Source organism: Thalassolituus alkanivorans (assembly GCF_020447205.1).
Classification (GTDB): domain Bacteria; phylum Pseudomonadota; class Gammaproteobacteria; order Pseudomonadales; family Oceanobacteraceae; genus Venatoribacter; species Venatoribacter alkanivorans.
The window spans coordinates 36,426-53,620 of sequence record NZ_JAJAEL010000049.1 but is presented as its reverse complement, the minus strand read 5'-3'; the positions used below and the strand labels follow the sequence as shown (position 1 = coordinate 53,620).

The following is a 17,195-nucleotide window of genomic DNA, read 5'->3' as shown; positions in this document are numbered from 1 at the left end:
GCGCTGGAGCTGCAGCGCCGGCCATACCTATGATGAAGCCCGTCAGGGCTACCTCAACCTGCTGCTGGCCCAGCATAAAAAATCGAAAGCGCCGGGTGACACGCTGGAAATGGTCGACGCCCGCCAGCGCCTGCTCGACAGCCAGGTCTACCGGCCGATTTCCGATATGCTCAATCAATGGGTGCTGGAACTGGCACTGAACCACGACGGCGGCCTGCAGATTGCCGACGTTGGCTGTGGCGAAGGCTATTACACCCAGCGTCTGCAGGAAGTGCTCGACGATCACCAGCTGCCGCATTGTTTATATGGTGTCGATATTTCCAAAGACGCCGCCCGCCGTGCGGCACGGCGCAGTAAACAGATCGACTGGCTGGTCGCCTCCGGCGGCCAGCTGCCCTTTACTGCGCACAGCCTGGATCTGATCACCTGCCTGTTTACCAATCTGATGCCGCAGGGTTTTGCCCGCGCACTGCGCCCAGAAGGGCAGATTGTGCTGCTCAATACCGGCCTGCATCATCTGGTCGAACTGCGCGAGATCATCTACGACGAAGTAAACCTCGCCGCCCTCGATCCGCGTCCGGCCATGGCCGAACACGGCTTTGACTGCAAAGGCGAGCAGACCCTGAAATACCGTGTCAGCCTGACCAGCAACCAGCAGATTATGGACCTGCTGATGATGACCCCACACCGCTGGAAAGTGCGCAATGAAGCGCTGCAACGCCTGGAAGCGTTGAACGAACTGGAGGTAACCATCGACGTGGTTCTGCATCAGTTCGGACAATCGGTGTGACGCAGCGCAAAGAGCCTGACAGCAGCATTTGCCTTGCCCTGAGGCCAGAGGTAGCATTCTGGCCTCAGTTACCAACATGGCAGCCCTTGTCCGACCGGCCCAAGCCGGCACAGACCAGCCCGACCTCATGACCTGTATCCGCCAGCGGGCAAAAAGCCCGGAACAAAAAGCCCTGCGCCGCCAGCAAATTCTGGACGCCGCCGCCGGCTATTTTGCCGAAGCCCCCTTTGAACAGGTGAGCCTGCACGATATTGCCCAGCGGGTCGGCATCACCAAAGCTGCCCTGTACCGCTATTTCCGCAGCAAAGAGGCCCTGTTTCTGGCGCTTTACCACCAACAGATGGAACGGCTGATTGAACACGGCGAGCAACTGCCGCCGGGTGATGATGCTGCCATCGTCTGCGCTCAGGCCCTGGCTGAGGAACCCCTGTTCTGCCGTCTGAATGCCATTCTGCATACCGTACTGGAACGCAATCTGACCGAAGACGAAGCGCGCAACTTTAAGCTTGGCCTGCTGCCACTGCTGCAGCGCTTTGCCACATTAATCAGCCGCTGGCTCAGCATCTCAGTAGCCGAAGCGGTAGAACTGCTGCTGCATATTCAGCAGGCCATGATTGGCTGCTGGCATATCTGCCACCCGAGCAAAACCGTGGCCGCCGCCATTGCCGAGCCACCGCTGACCCTGTTCCGGCTTGAATTCAGCGCCACACTGCAGCAGCACCTGAGCTGGCTGTTTGCCGGCTATAAAGCCAGCCATATACACCGTACAGCCGGTAACGCTCTCAATAGCGGAACGGCTCATAACAGCCCCGACAGCACGGCAGAAACACAATGACCCAGGTTGATTTTTACATCCTCGCCGCCCAGACCCGCGCCGAACAGATGCTGTTTGCCTGCCGCGTGGTGGAAAAAGCCTTCAGCAAGGGTAACCGCGTACTGATTCAGGTCGATGATGAAAGCACCGCCCGCCAGCTTGACGAGCAACTCTGGCAATTCCGCGACGATGCCTTTGTGCCGCACACCCTGCTCAGCGCCAGCGACGCTCCGGCCGACTGCCCGGTCAGCATCAGCTGGCACAACGATCCAGGCCATCATCATGATGTGATGGTGAATCTCAGCAGCCAGCTACCGGCGTTTTTCAGCCGCTTTCAGCGATTTATTGCCGTCGTAGTACAGGAAGATCAGGTGCTGGACTACACTCGTAGTCACTACAAATTCCTCAAAGACCGGGGCTACCCGATCAACAATATCGACATGAGATTGCGTTAATGAACCAACGTAACGACCAGGACGAACCCGGCAATCTGCTGCGTGAACTGGAAAATCTGCAACGTGTACTCGATGATGCCGCCAGCGATCAGGTAGACCACAGCCGCAGCATCCCGACACTGGACCCGACCGATGACATTCCGCTGCTGGACGAGCTGTTCAGCGAGAATGACATTCCGGTATTAAAAGCCGTATCGGCCAAACCAACCGCAGTGCCACTGCGCCCAATAGCCGATAGCAGCCGCCCGGCAAACCAACCGGCAGCCAACAAAGCGGCAGAAAGCAGCGCAACGCAGAACAAGCCAACAGAAGGCAAACCTCAGGCTGCCAGCCCACGTCCGGTATTGCGCGCACAGCCATTACCCGACGTGGTGATTCAGCGTCCGCAGGGCGATATGCCAGCCCGGCCAGCTCAGGTATCTGCCGCGCCACTGGTCGGCACAGAAACAACGGCACCGGTAACGGCCCCGTCCACAGAGGCATCGGGCAATACTGCTGCTCCGGCACGGGTATCGGCTAACCCCTTCCTGCCCCAGGCCATTCTTGATCGTCTGACCCAGGAGCGCGAAGCCGCCCAGCACAGTGCTCAGGAAGCACACCGCACCATGCAGCGCGTGATGGAGCAAAAGCATGCGCGCGCCAGCGAACAGGCCGTGCAGCAACATATGCAACAGCTGACCACGCTGCAGAAAGAACACCTGATCGACCAGCTGGTTGCCGAAATGCTGCCGCAACTGACCGAACGCCTGCGTGAAAAGCTGCGCGAAAAGCTGAATCACTGACCTTCCCGCCACGGCGGTTCCGGCAGCCGCCGGAATCGCCTCACAAACAGCGAAACGCTGCAAAACCCTGCCCCTGAACCGCAGTTTCCGTTATAATCGGCGCCATTTTTTTGAACCCGAAACCAGCCAGCCTCTGCCCCGCCGGGACTGGCTGCGATAACGACGAGACGAGCAGCAGCGAACCATGGATAAAACGTACAAGCCCAGCGCCCTTGAACAAACCTGGTACAAAGAGTGGGAAGAAAAAGGCTACTTCAAGCCTTATCAGGACGGACTGACCGGCGAAGGTTACTCCATCATGATCCCGCCGCCGAACGTCACCGGCTCGCTGCACATGGGTCACGCCTTCCAGCACACCATTCAGGATGCCCTCACCCGCTACAAGCGTATGCAGGGTAAAAAAGCCCTGTGGCAGGTAGGTACCGACCACGCCGGTATCGCCACGCAGATGGTGGTTGAGCGCAAACTGGCGGCCGAAGGCCAGCCTGACCGTCACGAATTAGGCCGCGAAAAATTCCTCGAAAAAGTCTGGGAATGGAAAGAACAATCCGGCGGTACGATTACGGGCCAGATGCGTCGTCTGGGTAACTCGGTCGACTGGGACACCGAACGCTTCACCATGGATGACGGTTTCTACAAAGCCGTACAGGAAGTGTTTATCCGCCTGCATAAAGACGGCCTGATTTACCGTGGCAAGCGCCTGGTCAACTGGGACCCGAAACTGCATACCGCCATTTCTGACCTGGAAGTGGAAAATAAAGAATCCAAAGGCTTTATGTGGCACCTGCGTTATCCGCTGGCGGATGGCCTGAAAACCGCAGAAGGCAACGACTACATCGTAGTGGCCACCACCCGTCCGGAAACCATGCTCGGTGATACCGGTGTGGCGGTTAACCCGGAAGATCCGCGTTATAAAGATTTAATCGGCAAAGACATTATTCTGCCATTGGTGGGCCGCCGCATTCCGGTCGTGGGCGACGAGCACGCCGATATGGAAAAAGGCACCGGCGCGGTAAAAGTAACCCCGGCACACGATTTTAACGACTACGAAGTGGGCAAGCGCTGCGGCCTGCCGATGATTAATATTTTCACCTTTAATGCCGACGTGCGCGAAACCGCGCAGGTATTTAATACCGACGGCAGCGTGAATAACGACATCGACGCCAGCATCCCGGAAAAATACCGTGGCATGGAGCGCTTTGCCGCGCGTAAAGCCATTGTTGCCGATTTTGAGGCCGCAGGCCTGTTGCAGGAAATTAAAGACCACGATTTAACCGTACCTTACGGCGACCGTGGCGGCGTGGTGATTGAACCAATGCTCACCGACCAGTGGTATGTGGATGCCAAAACCCTGGCCAAGCCGGCGATTGAAGCCGTCGAAAACGGCGACATTCAGTTTGTGCCTAAGTCTTACGAAAATATGTACTTCAGCTGGATGCGCGATATTCAGGACTGGTGTATTTCCCGTCAGCTGTGGTGGGGTCACCGCATTCCGGCCTGGTACGACGAAGAAGGTAACGTCTACGTTGCCCACGACGAAGCCGAAGTACGCGCGCAGAATCATCTGGCTGACGACGTTGAACTGCGTCAGGACAACGACGTACTCGACACCTGGTTCTCCTCTGCCCTGTGGACTTTCGGTACGCTGGGCTGGCCAAATATGGACGATCCGGAAGTGGCCAAGCGTATGGCCGATTTCCATCCGACCGACGTACTGGTCACCGGTTTCGATATTATTTTCTTCTGGGTAGCGCGCATGATCATGATGACCATGCATTTCTGCAAAGACGAAGATGGCAAACCGCAGGTGCCGTTTAAAACCGTGTACGTTACCGGTTTAATCCGTGACGAAGTCGGCCAGAAAATGTCGAAATCCAAGGGCAACGTACTCGACCCGCTGGATATGATCGACGGTATTTCGCTGGATGAACTGCTGGAAAAACGCACCGGCAATATGATGCAGCCGCAGCTGGCGGAAAAAATCGGCAAGCGCACCAAAAAAGAATTCCCGGAAGGTATTGCCCCGCACGGCACCGATGCTTTGCGCTTTACCCTCGCTGCCATGGCCTCAACCGGCCGTGATATTAACTGGGATATGAAGCGCCTCGAAGGCTACCGTAATTTCTGTAATAAATTATGGAACGCTTCACGCTACGTGATGCTCAGCGTGGCTGGCGAAGAAGCCGTAGAACAGGCAGCCGCAGCCGGTACCAATATCGCCATTACTGACGAGATGAAAGTTGCCTGTGGTGCCAATGGTGAACCAGCCGTATTGTCACTGGCCGACCGCTGGATTATTTCGCGCCTGCAGAATGCCGAAAAAGAAGTAACCCGCCATATGGACCAGTATCGTTTCGATATGGCCGCACAGGCGCTGTACGAATTTATCTGGAACGAATACTGCGACTGGTATCTGGAACTGTCCAAACCAGTGCTGTGGGATGCCAACGCGCCAGAAGAAGCCAAGCGCGGCACCCGTGGCACCCTGGTACGCGTACTGGAAGCCACCTTGCGCCTGGCGCACCCGATTATTCCGTTTATTACGGAATCGATCTGGCATCAGGTAAAAGATCTGGCCGGCAAAACCGGTGACACCATCATGCTGGCGCAATATCCGCAGGCACAGGACGCCTTTATTGATGCTCAGGCCGAGGCCGATATCGAATGGCTGCAGGGTGTGATCACCGCCGTGCGTAATATCCGTGCAGAAATGAATATTGCACCGGGTAAAGAACTGGAGCTGCTGTTTAAAAACGGCGACGACGAAGACTTCCGCCGCGCAGAAGAAAACCAGACCTTCCTGATGAAACTGGCCAAGCTGGAAAAACTCACCTGGCTGAACGACGGCGACGAAGAGCCAATGTCGGTCACCCAGCTGGTTGGCGATATGGAAGTGCTGATTCCGATGGCCGGCTTTATCGATAAAGACGCCGAAGTAGCCCGCTTAGGCAAATCCATCGAAAAGCTGGAAAAAGAACTGGAGCGCGTAACCAACAAACTCGCTAACCCGGGCTTTACTGAAAAAGCACCGGCTGCGGTTCTGGAAAAAGAGAAAGAAAAAGCCGCAGGCTTTGAGCGCGACATTGTTAAGCTCAAAGAGCAGATCGAGAAAATTAAGGCGCTGTAAGCGCTGACTTACCGGCTCTGCAACAAAAACCGCCCACTTGATAAGAGTCGGCGGTTTTTTTATTTATGTCGGCCAGAAATACAGTAACATCCGCAAGTCGTCGCCAGTGAAAAATCTAAGCACACGCCGGATAGAATAATGACACCCTTCCGTCTCCTGACAGCAACAGGTACCCTCAGCCTGATTATCTGGGTACTGATAACACCTCAGATTCCTCTTGCTGCCCTGCTACTGCTGATCCCGCTTATTCCGCTGCAGATAGTACTTTCGCAATCCTCCAGCCAGTGCACAGAATGCGGTATCAGCGTATCCGACCCGGCATTTAATAACCCGGAACGTGAACTGCCGTTTAAATTTGACTACAGCAAAATAGGAAACGACTGGGCATCCAAAAACTATCGCCGCAAGCTGAGAGCGCTGCCGCTGTGTGCGGCTTGTAAGAAGCAGATCAGGGAAAGTGACGGACAAGGATCACTCAACTGAACGGCTTTAACTTTGAATTCGTTTGAATACTGCCAGGTCTTTTCTGGCTGATTATATTTGGGCATTGGACACCTCGTCAGTTTGACTTCGGTGTCCGTTAAAACGGGGCAGGATCAGTTGTCCGACAGCAGCGCTTTGTCAGGCATCCTCTGGCCCGATGTAAAGCAAAACTGAAAGGCCTCCGTTACTTTGCCGTCGGTGCTTGCAAAAAATCTGTGATCATAGGCACCAACCAATCGACCCGCGTCGTCACTTTCATGTGATCTGTATCGGGAAGCACGGCGAGCTGAGCGTGCTGGAAGAGCCGGAATGTTTCTACGGCATGTTCCGGGCGTATGACGTCGGCGTCGCCGACAACAATCAGCGCCGGTGCGGAAACGCTGCGGATCGCATCAGTTGGAATATCCTTGAATTCCAGCACGCGTCGCGCGGCCTTGTCGTGAAATAGCCGTAGATTCTCTGGGTGAGGCGCAACCTTGAGATATTCTTCTTGCAGTTCCTGTGGCATGTTTTCTAACTTGGCATTAGCCATCGCGTCCCAGAGCCACGGATACGCGCCATCGCGCTTGAGAAGGGTCGAGGCTAATATCAGCTTGCGCACTAGCTTTGAATGTCTAATCGCCACCTGCAAAGCGATGGTTCCCCCGTTGCTGAAACCGAAAAAATCGGCTTTTTCAATATGCAGATAATCCAACAGTGCGGCAGTGTCGTCGGCCGATTGTTCAAAGCTGAATGGCCGTTCGATGATGTCTGCGGTGTGTCCATAGCCCTGCTGTTCGAATGCAATGATCTGCCGGGTGCGGGAAAGTTCTGGCAGGATTTGACCAAACGACGTATTAATTGTATCGCCACCACCGTGTAGCAGCACCAGAGGCGGCTGCGCTGGGTTCTTGATGCCATGGATCTCGAAGTAAATGCGCAGACCGTTGACAGGAGCGTAACCAGTCTGAACTGCTTGTGGGTTCTGATTCATTGCTAATTGCTCCGCATTCTGTGCTGCTGTTGGCGCAGCGCCCCCGAAAGTGAATATTGCTACTGTTGTGGCTAAATGCAGAAGCTGCATGACGATTCTTTTATTCATTGTGAAATCCTCTCGAAAGAATATATAAGGATGACAAGGCGGTCGATATTGATCGACCAGTCCTTAGCCCTCTATATAGTCGTACGAGAAGTTTCGAAATCGACATCAGTTGTAAATTTTTTGGGTTTCCGGTGAGTACGCTGTTTGCCTATTTAACAAAGGGAATCATATCAACGCTAAGCTAAGCGCGTTAGCGCGTCCTTGCTTGAACGCCTTGTTAGGCCTGGATTTGATGCCAAATTTCTTCGCAAACTCAGGATCACCCCAAATCGATTCAACTTGATCTGGCTTCAGCTCAACTGTTTCAGGTTCTGCACACTAGAAATAAAATTATTCAATGAACTAGCAAGAAACTCCGTCGCAGAGGTTTCGTGATCCCAGAAGTAGACAGCCTCATCAACTTCAATGAAATAGTTTCCTGATTCATCCTCTGCCAATACCTTTGCCCCTTCAAGCTCACTTGGAAAAGGTAGTGTGGCTTTGCGGATTATTCCGAACTCAACACCCTCTTCATTAATGAATACCTTGGAAAATGCGCGATTCATTTCAAGAGCCCTAACGCCAAGGTAAGGGGCGCAAAAAGCGAAGCTTTTGGCGTCCCGCGCAGGCACGAAGTGCCGGAGTGAACTTGACCGCCTTGTTAGCAGTTGATAGCTGGCTACCGTGAATGTAAGTATTCATCAACAGCCCCTATGGTTTTATGTGCTTCTTTTTGGCTGAGAAGAGCATTTAGACTTTCCCAGTTTTCGTTTAGAAAATGGCATTGTTGCTCAATAGAAAGATTCGATTTCCCACGTTTAGGAGGGGACTGCCAATCTTTGAAGAAAGAAACACATCGAAGTTGCTCTTGGTTATATTTTGACCCGATTTCCATATCAAAAATGCCGCGGTCATTTACGATACGAATATAAACATTTTCACAGGAGTATTCTTTTAATGCGCCCAACCCTGAAGCCCTTTCCTTTTCTAAGGCCCACTTTGATTTTGAGATTAGTGGATTAACATACTTAGAAATAACTTCGTTTAGTTTATCAAGCATCCTAGCTCCAAGACTGCTAACGCCTCAATAACCGGAGCAGCTTCGCTGCTTCCGGCGCAGAATGCGCGTAGTTGATTGACTTGTTATAAGGCTATGACTTTGCACAAAGCCTCCTTAACAGCTTGACCAATATTAGCCGTTGACTTGTAGCCTTGCTCATTAAGGCTAATCTCATCGCTAACCCAAATAAAATGATTGAACGGTTCTGAACCCCATTCAACAGATAGATACATATTCTCGCAAGCCTTGCCTAAATCTCTCAATGAGATTTCATTTGAGGCAATAAGATCCAACATTCGCTGAGCAATTATTTTGCAATCATTCACGTTTATTGGATAGACAACCAGATCTAGCTGATCCTGAAATTCAAGAGAAGAACCAGTTGATATATCAATCATCCAATCGGGAAAGTCATCGTGGTCAGCTATGTATCTATCAGCTAACCCGACTAGCTCTTGCTTCGATATTAAACCTATTTTTTCTTCAATAAGCCAAGTTCTGGCTGTAGATCTCATTCCATAAGCCTTATAACGCCTACAGTTTACCCAAGTCCGGCAAGCTGCACTTGTTAGCAGTTGCCAAGCTGAGCCTCACCAGATTCAAATACACCTACAATGAAACCAAGGTATGGGTCATGGGCATTCTTATTAAGAGCCCACTGCCAGTCAACCACTTCGGTATTGGTTGGAAATAGCAATTTCACCCCATTTTCAAAAGTAAGCTCTAAACTTGAATCAAGATTAAGCTCTACATTTGTAATCTTCTTTTGAAAAGTTGCAGAAAGTACAATACTCTTTGCTACATCCTCTTTGTCTATAGCCTCAGCCGCTGGCTGATACCCATTTAGTAACCGTTTATTCAAATCATCTTCATCAGAAGAAATTACATCATGTGCAATGAGCCAAAAATCATCAAAGTACAAATCAAAGGCACTCCCTACTCTAAACAAAGAGTAGAAATTCCCAAGTAGTTTTTCCTGTAATACTTCGATAATGGTCATAACTTCCTAAAGACTGCTAACGCCTCAATAACCGGCGCAGCTTTGCTGCGTCCGGCGCCTGAAAGGCGCGTAGTTAATTGATTTGTTATACCCTGGCTTCATGCTAATCAGAACTCGCAAACTCAGTTAGTGATAGCACTTTGAAGCCATTAACTCTCGTTCGATGGAAAGGTTGGCTTCCACCAAGGAACCCCGCAACAGCTGGATAAGGTGCGCCCAGATTATCTAGCAAGTTCTTGTGGGCTTGATTGGCTTTGAGCATTCCCGCCCAAGGTTTTATTGCCTCTTTAGGCCAATTTAGGTTCACGGGAGTGCATAGCGCGCCATCCAGCTGAACAAATGCTAATTCATCTTTAGAAATGTACTGATCTGCTTGAAATTCAAATTCGAATACCAGCCTCTCTTTCTCGGAAGTGATGTGGCGCCAACATATGTATAGCCCCCGAAGCTGGCAATCATCGATGAACAAGCCATCAGGCCCGGTAAAAGCATCAATTATAGGTTTTAAGCAATTATCAATATCCGCCTTTGCGTCAGTCTCAAATCTGCTTTTTGCTGGCAGTAGCCACGTGACGTTCAGGATGATTTCACCAGTGAGCAAGTATTCAGTATTCTTGAAGAGGCTTTTTATGGTGGCCAAGTAGGCATCTCTTACCGCCTTTTTAGACTGAACCGACGCAGGGGCGCCAGGTACGACATATTCGGCTTTCCCAAAAGGAGACGGAATTTCCCCGTTTTTCGCCTTTTCAAGATCTACCACTAATTCCTCGCTCATCGCTGAGTTCTCATTGGGTATAATGCCCAAAACAGCCGACGCGAAGCGGTCGGCCTGCCTTTACTTGTTAAATACTCACCGGACCTTGATTTCCAAACCCATAGAGCCCGCTTGGAATATGTCAGGATTCTGTGTGGGTCCAAACTGAAACACTGAGCCTGAAGTGCATTCAAAGGGCATAGATATCAGGTTGCTCAATCCACTCTTACATGATTCAGAGTAAGAAATTACTACCTCATCTCCTCTTCGGAAAATATGAGCCATAGAACCTCTGCAAGATATCTTGATGCGATTCCTATCAATCATAAACTCAGCCTCCTTTCCTGCCTTAGACTTCCTGATCACTCTAGCCAAGGAAGAAAATTCAGCGGCAGCGCCGCTAAGCGAGACAAACTCATTGCTGCAATCTATGTTTCGCATATCTGTATTTAACGCCCGGCCTTGGGGCGCGCGCTTTTTGCGCGTCCCGCCACGCTTTTCAGTGGCATCAACGGCCGCTTGTTATAAATATCATCGAACATTTCGACTATCCCTGAGGTTGATACAGGCTTCCGACACACAAGCTTTTAGCATTTCCATCTTGAGCTCAACTTGCTGGTCGATGATAGCATTTGCCTCTTCAACCTCTCCGCGCGCTAATGACTCCCTAATTTTACTTAGTGTATCCAAGTCATATGCAGCATTCGAAGCTAACGAATCTTCAATAATCCCAGTGGCGGCGTAGTCTGCATGATTATCGATAGCATCAACAAGGAAGGCAAAACCCCATAGGCCAAACACCAATAAAGTCGCGAAAAATAGAACTTGTTTCAGGTACTTCATAGTTTCAAATATTTATAATGCCTTTAGCACGTGCAAAAATTGTGGCGTTTTGTTTGTGTTATAAGGGCGAAGCCCGTACACAAACGGAGTGACGCAATTTTTGTCATGTGGCTAAACTTGTTATGCATTTCTAGAATCTGTGATTAATAGCCAATACCGTGCCATCATTAAGTGGCGCTATATAAGCTACAGTCTCCTTGTCACCGGTAAACTTTTCAGACAACCAAATTGAGGCTGTAAATAAGTGCCAGCCCACCATATTCTTTTTGAATATTTCACTCTTGGAATAACTTTCATCCTTGAGTTCTACAGCATTGTATAAGCCAAGAGTCATTGCACCGCCAATACCTACATAATTTGTAGTATCACTTACATTTGATGAGACACCTAAAGGTGATAATAGAGTTAATAGTGCTCCGTATCCCTCTGGAGATTCACTCGCCATATATGAATTTAGTGCAAACAGGCCCTCTACAAGGAGAAAGCCTGCTAGGTAATTGGGCTCCTTTTTATCTTGGGGGCTCTCTTCAGCCCATGAAGGCATGCTGAATATGAACAAGAAAAGGATTAAATATTTCCGCATGTACTCTCCCGATGCATAACAGTTTATTCGTAGGCGTGCTCATTTACACGCCTTCATTTGATTTTAAGTTCCGAGCCTAACCGACTGTCACTGTTACGAAAAGCGCCGATAATAAGACTCTTACCATGATAAAAACGCGCAAGCACGCTTTCGCACCACGATCATATTTACACTTTGCGCACGATCACTTCCGACAATCTCGTAACTCGTTGATTATATAACCCTTATTTTTGGCTTTGGTGTCAATTCGAGCATATACATCTTTACACTCGCGCCTAAACGCGCATTGATTTCACAAAAAACTCAAATGCACTGTTTTTATATACAGTTTTTCGAGTGAGGTATTGATATGGGTAAAAGCCCCTTCCTGAATGATATTCGTACGTTTATGCGCCTGCGCGGAATGAGCCTCCGTACCGAGCATACCTACATTTACTGGATCAAGGACTTCATCCGTTTTCATCGTCTCAAACATCCGGCGACGCTGGGCGGCGATGATGTCATGGCCTACCTGAGTTATCTTGCTGCAAAGCGTAGCGTCGCGATTAATACGCAAAAAATCGCACTCAACGCACTGGCATTTTTATATAACCAGTTTTTGCAACAGCCATTAGGAGACCTGGATTTTACCTTTGCAACCAAGCCGAGACGCTTACCCGAAGTGCTCAGCACGTCAGAGGTTGCCGCGATTCTGCGCGAGCTTTCAGGGCGCGATAAGCTGATTTTTTCCCTTTTGTTTGGTTCTGGTCTTCGTATTACTGAATGCCTGCACTTACGCGTGAAAGACTTTAATTTTTCTCATGGAACGTTGACGGTTCATGATGGCAAAGGCGCTAAAGACCGTGTAACCATTTTAAGTCCCTTATTACGCCCTGCTATTGAAGCAGAGATTCATAACGCACTTCGGTTGCAGGAGTCCGACAACCTGCAGGGCATAGGCCCTTCAATTCCGGGGGGACTCGCCAAAAAGTATCCTTCTGCTTATCGACAAGCTGCCTGGATGTTTTTGTTTCCATCATCCGGTTTATGTAATCACCCGATCACTGGCACTCTTTGCCGGCACCATTTGCATGACTCTGTTCCTCGGAAAGCACTTCGCCAGGCGGTTATAAAATCCGGACTTACCAATAAGCGCATTACCTGTCATACCTTCCGGCACAGTTTCGCTACCGAACTGCTTCGTACTGGTCGTGATATTCGCACCGTGCAGGAGTTACTGGGGCATTTTGATGTAAAAACAACCCAGATTTATACCCATGTTATTGGTCAACATTTTGCTGGCACTGCAAGCCCTCTGAATGCCATTGCATCGTTCTGAATTCAGGCACGCTGCCGCCCTTCCTTGTTCACGCCATAACAGGACCGGCAATATTTGATTTTACACATATCGTTCTCAGGGAGTATCAGCATCCGTTCCGCTGCTCAGACGAGCGGGTAGGTTCAGCAATCCCTGCTTTTTCATTAGACTATCGGACTTTACCGGCCCCCTCAACTGATAATTTACTGATCAATTGCTGCTGGCTCTTGCCAGCAACGTTTCCAATAATGCTTCCGACGGCGTATCCCAAAACATTGCGAAACAGCGCTTCCCATAGCACTTCCTGCAGAACGTCCCAACGCGCTTGCGGTATCGTGTTCCGCAGATGTCCTGACCTTGTTCAGCTTCCTCTTTTTTAGGCCACTCTTCTTCAGGCCTTTATTTTTCAGCTCCTTCTTTTTCAGGATCTGTGGCATTGGCCGAATTATTCAAAACAGCGGAGACTATTTGCGCTGTACTGGCCGGGCTTTGAATACAACGGAGGTTTTATGAAGATTGAATCGGCAAGCATAACGGTGGTTACGGCCCAGCTGGCGGAGGCCCGTCGCTTTTATCAGCAGTATTTTGCTGCCCGGCCGCTGTTTGATTGTGGCTGGTATGTAGTGCTGCGCCTCAGCAACGGGCAGGAGCTGTGTCTGATGGAGCCACAGGAGGGGATGGTGCCTTTCAGTGGTGGTATTTTTCTGAATATCCGCGTGGAAGATGCCGACGCCCTGCACAAAAACTTAACGGCTGCAGGGCTGGCGGTGGCGATTACGCTGGATGATCACCCCTGGGGGGATCGTGGCTTTGGGGTGGTCGATCCGGCCGGGGTGATGGTGTATTGCCATCATGCCATTGCGCCTGCGGCGGAGTTTGAGCCGTTCTTTCTGCCGCAGGATTAAGACGCAGAATAAGCCATCGCGGCCACCGGATTAAATCTGGGTAAAGGCATCCGGCGCGCTCAGCCGGGCCAGATTGTTGGCCCGCTGATCGTTGCCGTTATTGTCTGCGCGTAACATGGCCGGGGTGCATCCTAGCCAGCGGCGGATATCGCGGCTCATATGGGCCTGATCGGCAAAACGGTATTCTGCCGCCAGTGCAGCCAGTGGTTCATCACTACCGGCAATAGCCCGTGCGGTCGCGCGGATTCGCGCCAGTTGTTGCCAGTAACTCGGTGGCCTGCCGGTGTACTCCACCAGCAGGCGGCGCATGTTGCGTTCGCTGCGCGGCCAGCGCAGAGCGCCTGTTGGCGACGGAGGATAAGCACTGCATCCGGCAAGCTCAGCCAGGTAAGCGTTGATCCAGGCCGGCGGCGTTATGGCGTGGTTATCAATCTTTTGCTGCAGATAACGCAGCAGACTGCCCGCACTGGCGCTGCTGTTGTGTGCCTCAGAGTGCTGGTCAGTCAGCTGCTGCAGCGGCGCCGACCAGCGCTGCAGATTACTGTCATTCAGCAGCGTGACCGGGGCGTCGCGCTCCCATGCGAACCGGACTCCCGGTGCCAGCCTCACGCCGATAAAGCGCGTGGCAGTCTGGCATTGTATGTGGCGCACGCTTTGGTCCAGTCCGCTGCAAAGCAGAGCTGCGGGCTGTCCGGCCGGCAGAATGGCGATCACATCACGGCAACCATCCGGCCAGATAACCTCTGTTCCCGCTGGCAGTTCGGCTGACCAGGTACAAACAACCGGATTCATCGGCACACCCTCACTAATGGAATGCACTCCGCCTGCGTGGTGGCTTACGCGCTTAGTTCATCCCTGCTGCTTATTTACGGCAAAACCCGTAAAAGCGGCTACACTTTAATGCAGAGTTTCAACTAAAAAACCTGCGCTATCAATGAGCTGAAGCAGATTTGCTATGGCAGTCGCCATAGTGTGCAGCATACACACGGAGGTAAGATCACCATGACCGACCTGATGGAAAACACCGATGAACTCACCCGCCTCGCCGCCGAAGTGGAACGTCTGGAAGACGAAATTCACCGCATCGATAACAAACTGAACAACGATGGTTTTATATCCCGGGTTCCTGCGGCGATGATTGAAAAAGAGCAAAAGAAGAAGGCCAGCTTTGAGCGTGATCAGGCCAAACTGAAGGAAAAAATTGCGGCCATCAGCGGTTAGTAATATCGAGCAGGGAATTAAGTGTCGGCAACCGGTATATCTGCCACATACCAATATCCCCCTCTTGCTGCCCTGCCCCGGATATCAGACCAAAGATTCCAGACCTGAAACCCAAAAAGCCTGAATTCGGTAAGCGCCGGATTCTGGCTTTTTTATTCTTTCAAAGTAGCCGCCGGAGGTCTTAGAACTACCTTAAATACGTATCCAACAAGTTAAAGCGATATTTAACTGTCCAATCTTCCGGATAGTTTTCGGCCACCCAGAAGGTGACATCCAACGGAATGGTAAACGTCAGCTCAGGATCATAGCCAATGGTTGTAACCTGAATACTTTCCACATTCTTATCCAATAATGGGCCGCCATTCCAACGGTCTGACGCATGGCAGTATAAAAACCAGTAATCGTCCCCTTGAGGCAAAGTCCATATCCGCGGAGCTGTCTCTGCCCGTTCTTTCAGAGTAAATTTGAGCTCATAGTTCGTGGCATTAAGAATGTTGTAAGAGTTGCAGGCGATGGAAGTCTCTTCAGACTTATCATCAGCACCACAGCCAGCTAATACAAGCGCAGCAAACATCAGAAGTTTTTTCACAGAACATCCATTTCCGGGTAAGAATCACAGAGGAACGGATGCTGCCAATATTATATGACAGATAAATGACAAAACTAAAAATAAAGCCAAGAGCGCCTCTGAATAATTCAGCGCCGAAGGATATTGCCCAGTTCTTTGCTGCCAGCCCTCACCGGATGAGCCAAAGGCGCTCCATCATGCACATACACTTTGCGTGCTCCGGCACTTAATCCAAGCTCGGTGTACATGCGCCGCTCAATATCACTGATACCGCCTTCTGTTTTTTCCATCGGCTGGATAATCAGCACGGGCGAGCGTGGCAGAATACTTTTTTCATACACGCTGACAATGCCGTAACGCAGCAACCGTTCTGCATAAGAAAAATCGGCAATTAACAACCGTGGATGATCCAGAGGGTTGATCAGTGTTATATCCTGCGTTTGCTTTTCATTTTGTTGTTCGTTGCGCTGTTCTTTTAATTGCTCCTGCTGATACAACTGTGCGGCTTTACGTCCGACAGCCATCACAATTCTTTTACCGTTTTCGGTACGTATCGCCAATAACGGTTGGTCGTCAAAAACCCTGGTTGATTGCGTGCAGCTTATACGGATACGGTCGCTCCACAATTGCGCATAGCAGGTTCCTGATGGCAATGAGCGGATAAAAGCAGACAGCATGTTTACTCCATTTAGTTGGTAACAGCCTTCCCGGGCGGTTTGTGGCTAAAGAATGTCAGGTGAGTGTTATACATCATTTAACAGCGCTAATGTGTAGTTCAGACGCTCGTTGGCCGAATCCATTTCCAGTATCTCCTGCAGAATATCGGCATCGAAAGCGATCATACCAAACAGTTCAAAACTGAATGCCTGCGCACTTTTTGTCTTCCATTCTTCCGATTCCATTAAATATTCAATACTGCGTTTTACATCATCATCACCCTGCCCTAACGCGTAAAGGCGATGCAGGATTTTATCTTTTAACAGGGCATTATCAGCGTCATCCAGCTGTGCTTCTGCGGCGGGTAATTCGCGGTCGGGAAAGGGCTCACATTCGTATATCTGATAGGGCAATAACTGCACCGCGTCTCCCAGACGATAACGCTGTTCAAGATGCACATTCAGATACATGCGGCCGTCATCGCTGGTTTCTACCAACTCGCAGCGTCCGGCACTGACAACCGGATATGGCCGGTAGGTTGCCTGATTGCTGTTCAGTGCTTCTTTCAGATTCCCGGTGGGTTTGCCGGGACTGATCATCTTTTCGGTATGGCAGATAGCGACCGGCATACCTGTGTCGAGACAATGCTGGATCATGGCGCGATAGCGCGGCTCAAACACGTGCAGCGGGAACACAGTACCGGGAAAGGTAACGCAACCCGGGATCGGGAAAATACACAATCTGCTCATACAACCTCCACACGTCGGCACGTCAGGCTTACTGCCACTATAACGTG

Annotated in this window: 21 protein-coding genes; 9 read left to right on the top strand and 12 right to left on the bottom strand. The window is 50.8% G+C overall.

What is annotated here, in order from left to right; all coding sequences use genetic code 11:
• The 6 genes from LGT44_RS18400 to LGT44_RS18375 form a co-directional block, all read left to right on the top strand.
• On the top strand, positions 1-790 hold a 790-nt coding region (locus LGT44_RS18400), incomplete at its 5' end, for a methyltransferase domain-containing protein (protein WP_230333674.1).
• 127 nt (positions 791-917) lie between these two features.
• The gene (locus LGT44_RS18395) at positions 918-1,625 is read left to right on the top strand and encodes a TetR/AcrR family transcriptional regulator (protein WP_230331591.1); all 708 of its coding nucleotides are present in this window, start codon (positions 918-920) and stop codon (positions 1,623-1,625) included.
• Complete coding sequence (locus LGT44_RS18390) at positions 1,622-2,059, top strand: DNA polymerase III subunit chi (RefSeq protein ID WP_145469037.1); 438 nt, start codon at positions 1,622-1,624, stop codon at positions 2,057-2,059. The genes LGT44_RS18395 and LGT44_RS18390 overlap by 4 nt, the downstream gene beginning before the upstream one ends.
• On the top strand, positions 2,059-2,841 hold the full coding sequence (locus LGT44_RS18385) for a hypothetical protein (RefSeq protein ID WP_230331590.1): 783 nt from the start codon (positions 2,059-2,061) through the stop codon (positions 2,839-2,841). The genes LGT44_RS18390 and LGT44_RS18385 overlap by 1 nt, the downstream gene beginning before the upstream one ends.
• 184 nt (positions 2,842-3,025) lie before the next feature.
• Positions 3,026-5,968 (top strand): valine--tRNA ligase, encoded by a 2,943-nt coding sequence (locus LGT44_RS18380; RefSeq protein ID WP_230331589.1) that lies wholly within the window; start codon positions 3,026-3,028, stop codon positions 5,966-5,968.
• Positions 5,969-6,106: 138 nt separating this feature from the next.
• A complete protein-coding gene (locus tag LGT44_RS18375) occupies positions 6,107-6,451 on the top strand; it encodes a hypothetical protein (RefSeq protein ID WP_230331588.1) in 345 nt (114 codons plus the stop codon).
• A 184-nt stretch (positions 6,452-6,635) separates the two neighbouring features.
• Here LGT44_RS18375 and LGT44_RS18370 read toward each other — a convergent pair whose 3' ends face one another.
• From LGT44_RS18370 to LGT44_RS18335, 8 genes are all read right to left on the bottom strand, one after another.
• Positions 6,636-7,532: an alpha/beta fold hydrolase gene (locus LGT44_RS18370; RefSeq protein ID WP_230331587.1), complete on the bottom strand. Its 897-nt coding sequence runs from the start codon at positions 7,530-7,532 to the stop codon at positions 6,636-6,638.
• 290 nt (positions 7,533-7,822) lie between these two features.
• Complete coding sequence (locus LGT44_RS18365; RefSeq protein WP_230331586.1) at positions 7,823-8,077, bottom strand: hypothetical protein; 255 nt, start codon at positions 8,075-8,077, stop codon at positions 7,823-7,825.
• A gap of 113 nt (positions 8,078-8,190) precedes the next feature.
• A complete protein-coding gene (locus LGT44_RS18360; RefSeq protein ID WP_230331585.1) occupies positions 8,191-8,571 on the bottom strand; it encodes a hypothetical protein in 381 nt (126 codons plus the stop codon).
• 83 nt (positions 8,572-8,654) lie between these two features.
• On the bottom strand, positions 8,655-9,086 hold the full coding sequence (locus tag LGT44_RS18355; RefSeq protein WP_230331584.1) for a hypothetical protein: 432 nt from the start codon (positions 9,084-9,086) through the stop codon (positions 8,655-8,657).
• Positions 9,087-9,139: 53 nt separating this feature from the next.
• Positions 9,140-9,571, bottom strand: a complete 432-nt coding sequence (locus LGT44_RS18350) for a hypothetical protein (RefSeq protein ID WP_230331583.1) — start codon at positions 9,569-9,571, stop codon at positions 9,140-9,142.
• A 103-nt stretch (positions 9,572-9,674) separates the two neighbouring features.
• Entirely contained in the window at positions 9,675-10,346 is a 672-nt protein-coding gene (locus LGT44_RS18345; protein WP_230331582.1) for a RusA family crossover junction endodeoxyribonuclease, read from the bottom strand.
• Between the two features lie 510 nt (positions 10,347-10,856).
• Positions 10,857-11,168 (bottom strand): hypothetical protein, encoded by a 312-nt coding sequence (locus LGT44_RS18340; RefSeq protein WP_230331581.1) that lies wholly within the window; start codon positions 11,166-11,168, stop codon positions 10,857-10,859.
• A 130-nt stretch (positions 11,169-11,298) separates the two neighbouring features.
• Positions 11,299-11,751 carry a hypothetical protein gene (locus tag LGT44_RS18335; RefSeq protein WP_230331580.1) on the bottom strand — a complete coding sequence of 151 codons (453 nt, stop codon included), beginning with the start codon at positions 11,749-11,751 and terminating at the stop codon, positions 11,299-11,301.
• Positions 11,752-12,100: 349 nt separating this feature from the next.
• Here LGT44_RS18335 and LGT44_RS18330 point away from each other — a divergent pair, with 349 nt between their 5' ends.
• Positions 12,101-13,069, top strand: a complete 969-nt coding sequence (locus LGT44_RS18330; protein WP_230331579.1) for an integron integrase — start codon at positions 12,101-12,103, stop codon at positions 13,067-13,069.
• A 488-nt stretch (positions 13,070-13,557) separates the two neighbouring features.
• Positions 13,558-13,953, top strand: a complete 396-nt coding sequence (locus LGT44_RS18325) for a VOC family protein (RefSeq protein WP_230331578.1) — start codon at positions 13,558-13,560, stop codon at positions 13,951-13,953.
• A 30-nt stretch (positions 13,954-13,983) separates the two neighbouring features.
• Here LGT44_RS18325 and LGT44_RS18320 read toward each other — a convergent pair whose 3' ends face one another.
• Positions 13,984-14,745 carry a helix-turn-helix domain-containing protein gene (locus tag LGT44_RS18320; RefSeq protein WP_230331577.1) on the bottom strand — a complete coding sequence of 254 codons (762 nt, stop codon included), beginning with the start codon at positions 14,743-14,745 and terminating at the stop codon, positions 13,984-13,986.
• A gap of 210 nt (positions 14,746-14,955) precedes the next feature.
• Between LGT44_RS18320 and LGT44_RS18315 the strand changes: the two genes are divergently transcribed.
• Positions 14,956-15,174: a hypothetical protein gene (locus LGT44_RS18315; protein WP_230331576.1), complete on the top strand. Its 219-nt coding sequence runs from the start codon at positions 14,956-14,958 to the stop codon at positions 15,172-15,174.
• 187 nt (positions 15,175-15,361) lie between these two features.
• Here the strand turns inward: LGT44_RS18315 and LGT44_RS18310 are convergent, their stop codons facing one another.
• From LGT44_RS18310 to LGT44_RS18300, 3 genes are all read right to left on the bottom strand, one after another.
• Positions 15,362-15,763 (bottom strand): hypothetical protein, encoded by a 402-nt coding sequence (locus LGT44_RS18310; RefSeq protein ID WP_230331575.1) that lies wholly within the window; start codon positions 15,761-15,763, stop codon positions 15,362-15,364.
• 107 nt (positions 15,764-15,870) lie between these two features.
• The gene (locus LGT44_RS18305; protein ID WP_230331574.1) at positions 15,871-16,419 is read right to left on the bottom strand and encodes a rod shape-determining protein; all 549 of its coding nucleotides are present in this window, start codon (positions 16,417-16,419) and stop codon (positions 15,871-15,873) included.
• 66 nt (positions 16,420-16,485) lie between these two features.
• Positions 16,486-17,148 carry an LON peptidase substrate-binding domain-containing protein gene (locus LGT44_RS18300; protein WP_230331573.1) on the bottom strand — a complete coding sequence of 221 codons (663 nt, stop codon included), beginning with the start codon at positions 17,146-17,148 and terminating at the stop codon, positions 16,486-16,488.
• Positions 17,149-17,195 lie beyond the last annotated feature (47 nt).

Coding starts and splice junctions, on each gene's coding strand:
- LGT44_RS18395 (WP_230331591.1), top strand. CDS start 918: ATGACCTGTATCCGCCAGCGGGCAAAAAGCCCGGAACAAAAAGCCCTG.
- LGT44_RS18390 (WP_145469037.1), top strand. CDS start 1,622: ATGACCCAGGTTGATTTTTACATCCTCGCCGCCCAGACCCGCGCCGAA.
- LGT44_RS18385 (WP_230331590.1), top strand. CDS start 2,059: ATGAACCAACGTAACGACCAGGACGAACCCGGCAATCTGCTGCGTGAA.
- LGT44_RS18380 (WP_230331589.1), top strand. CDS start 3,026: ATGGATAAAACGTACAAGCCCAGCGCCCTTGAACAAACCTGGTACAAA.
- LGT44_RS18375 (WP_230331588.1), top strand. CDS start 6,107: ATGACACCCTTCCGTCTCCTGACAGCAACAGGTACCCTCAGCCTGATT.
- LGT44_RS18370 (WP_230331587.1), bottom strand. CDS start 7,532: ATGAATAAAAGAATCGTCATGCAGCTTCTGCATTTAGCCACAACAGTA.
- LGT44_RS18365 (WP_230331586.1), bottom strand. CDS start 8,077: ATGAATCGCGCATTTTCCAAGGTATTCATTAATGAAGAGGGTGTTGAG.
- LGT44_RS18360 (WP_230331585.1), bottom strand. CDS start 8,571: ATGCTTGATAAACTAAACGAAGTTATTTCTAAGTATGTTAATCCACTA.
- LGT44_RS18355 (WP_230331584.1), bottom strand. CDS start 9,086: ATGAGATCTACAGCCAGAACTTGGCTTATTGAAGAAAAAATAGGTTTA.
- LGT44_RS18350 (WP_230331583.1), bottom strand. CDS start 9,571: ATGACCATTATCGAAGTATTACAGGAAAAACTACTTGGGAATTTCTAC.
- LGT44_RS18345 (WP_230331582.1), bottom strand. CDS start 10,346: ATGAGCGAGGAATTAGTGGTAGATCTTGAAAAGGCGAAAAACGGGGAA.
- LGT44_RS18340 (WP_230331581.1), bottom strand. CDS start 11,168: ATGAAGTACCTGAAACAAGTTCTATTTTTCGCGACTTTATTGGTGTTT.
- LGT44_RS18335 (WP_230331580.1), bottom strand. CDS start 11,751: ATGCGGAAATATTTAATCCTTTTCTTGTTCATATTCAGCATGCCTTCA.
- LGT44_RS18330 (WP_230331579.1), top strand. CDS start 12,101: ATGGGTAAAAGCCCCTTCCTGAATGATATTCGTACGTTTATGCGCCTG.
- LGT44_RS18325 (WP_230331578.1), top strand. CDS start 13,558: ATGAAGATTGAATCGGCAAGCATAACGGTGGTTACGGCCCAGCTGGCG.
- LGT44_RS18320 (WP_230331577.1), bottom strand. CDS start 14,745: ATGAATCCGGTTGTTTGTACCTGGTCAGCCGAACTGCCAGCGGGAACA.
- LGT44_RS18315 (WP_230331576.1), top strand. CDS start 14,956: ATGACCGACCTGATGGAAAACACCGATGAACTCACCCGCCTCGCCGCC.
- LGT44_RS18305 (WP_230331574.1), bottom strand. CDS start 16,419: ATGCTGTCTGCTTTTATCCGCTCATTGCCATCAGGAACCTGCTATGCG.
- LGT44_RS18300 (WP_230331573.1), bottom strand. CDS start 17,148: ATGAGCAGATTGTGTATTTTCCCGATCCCGGGTTGCGTTACCTTTCCC.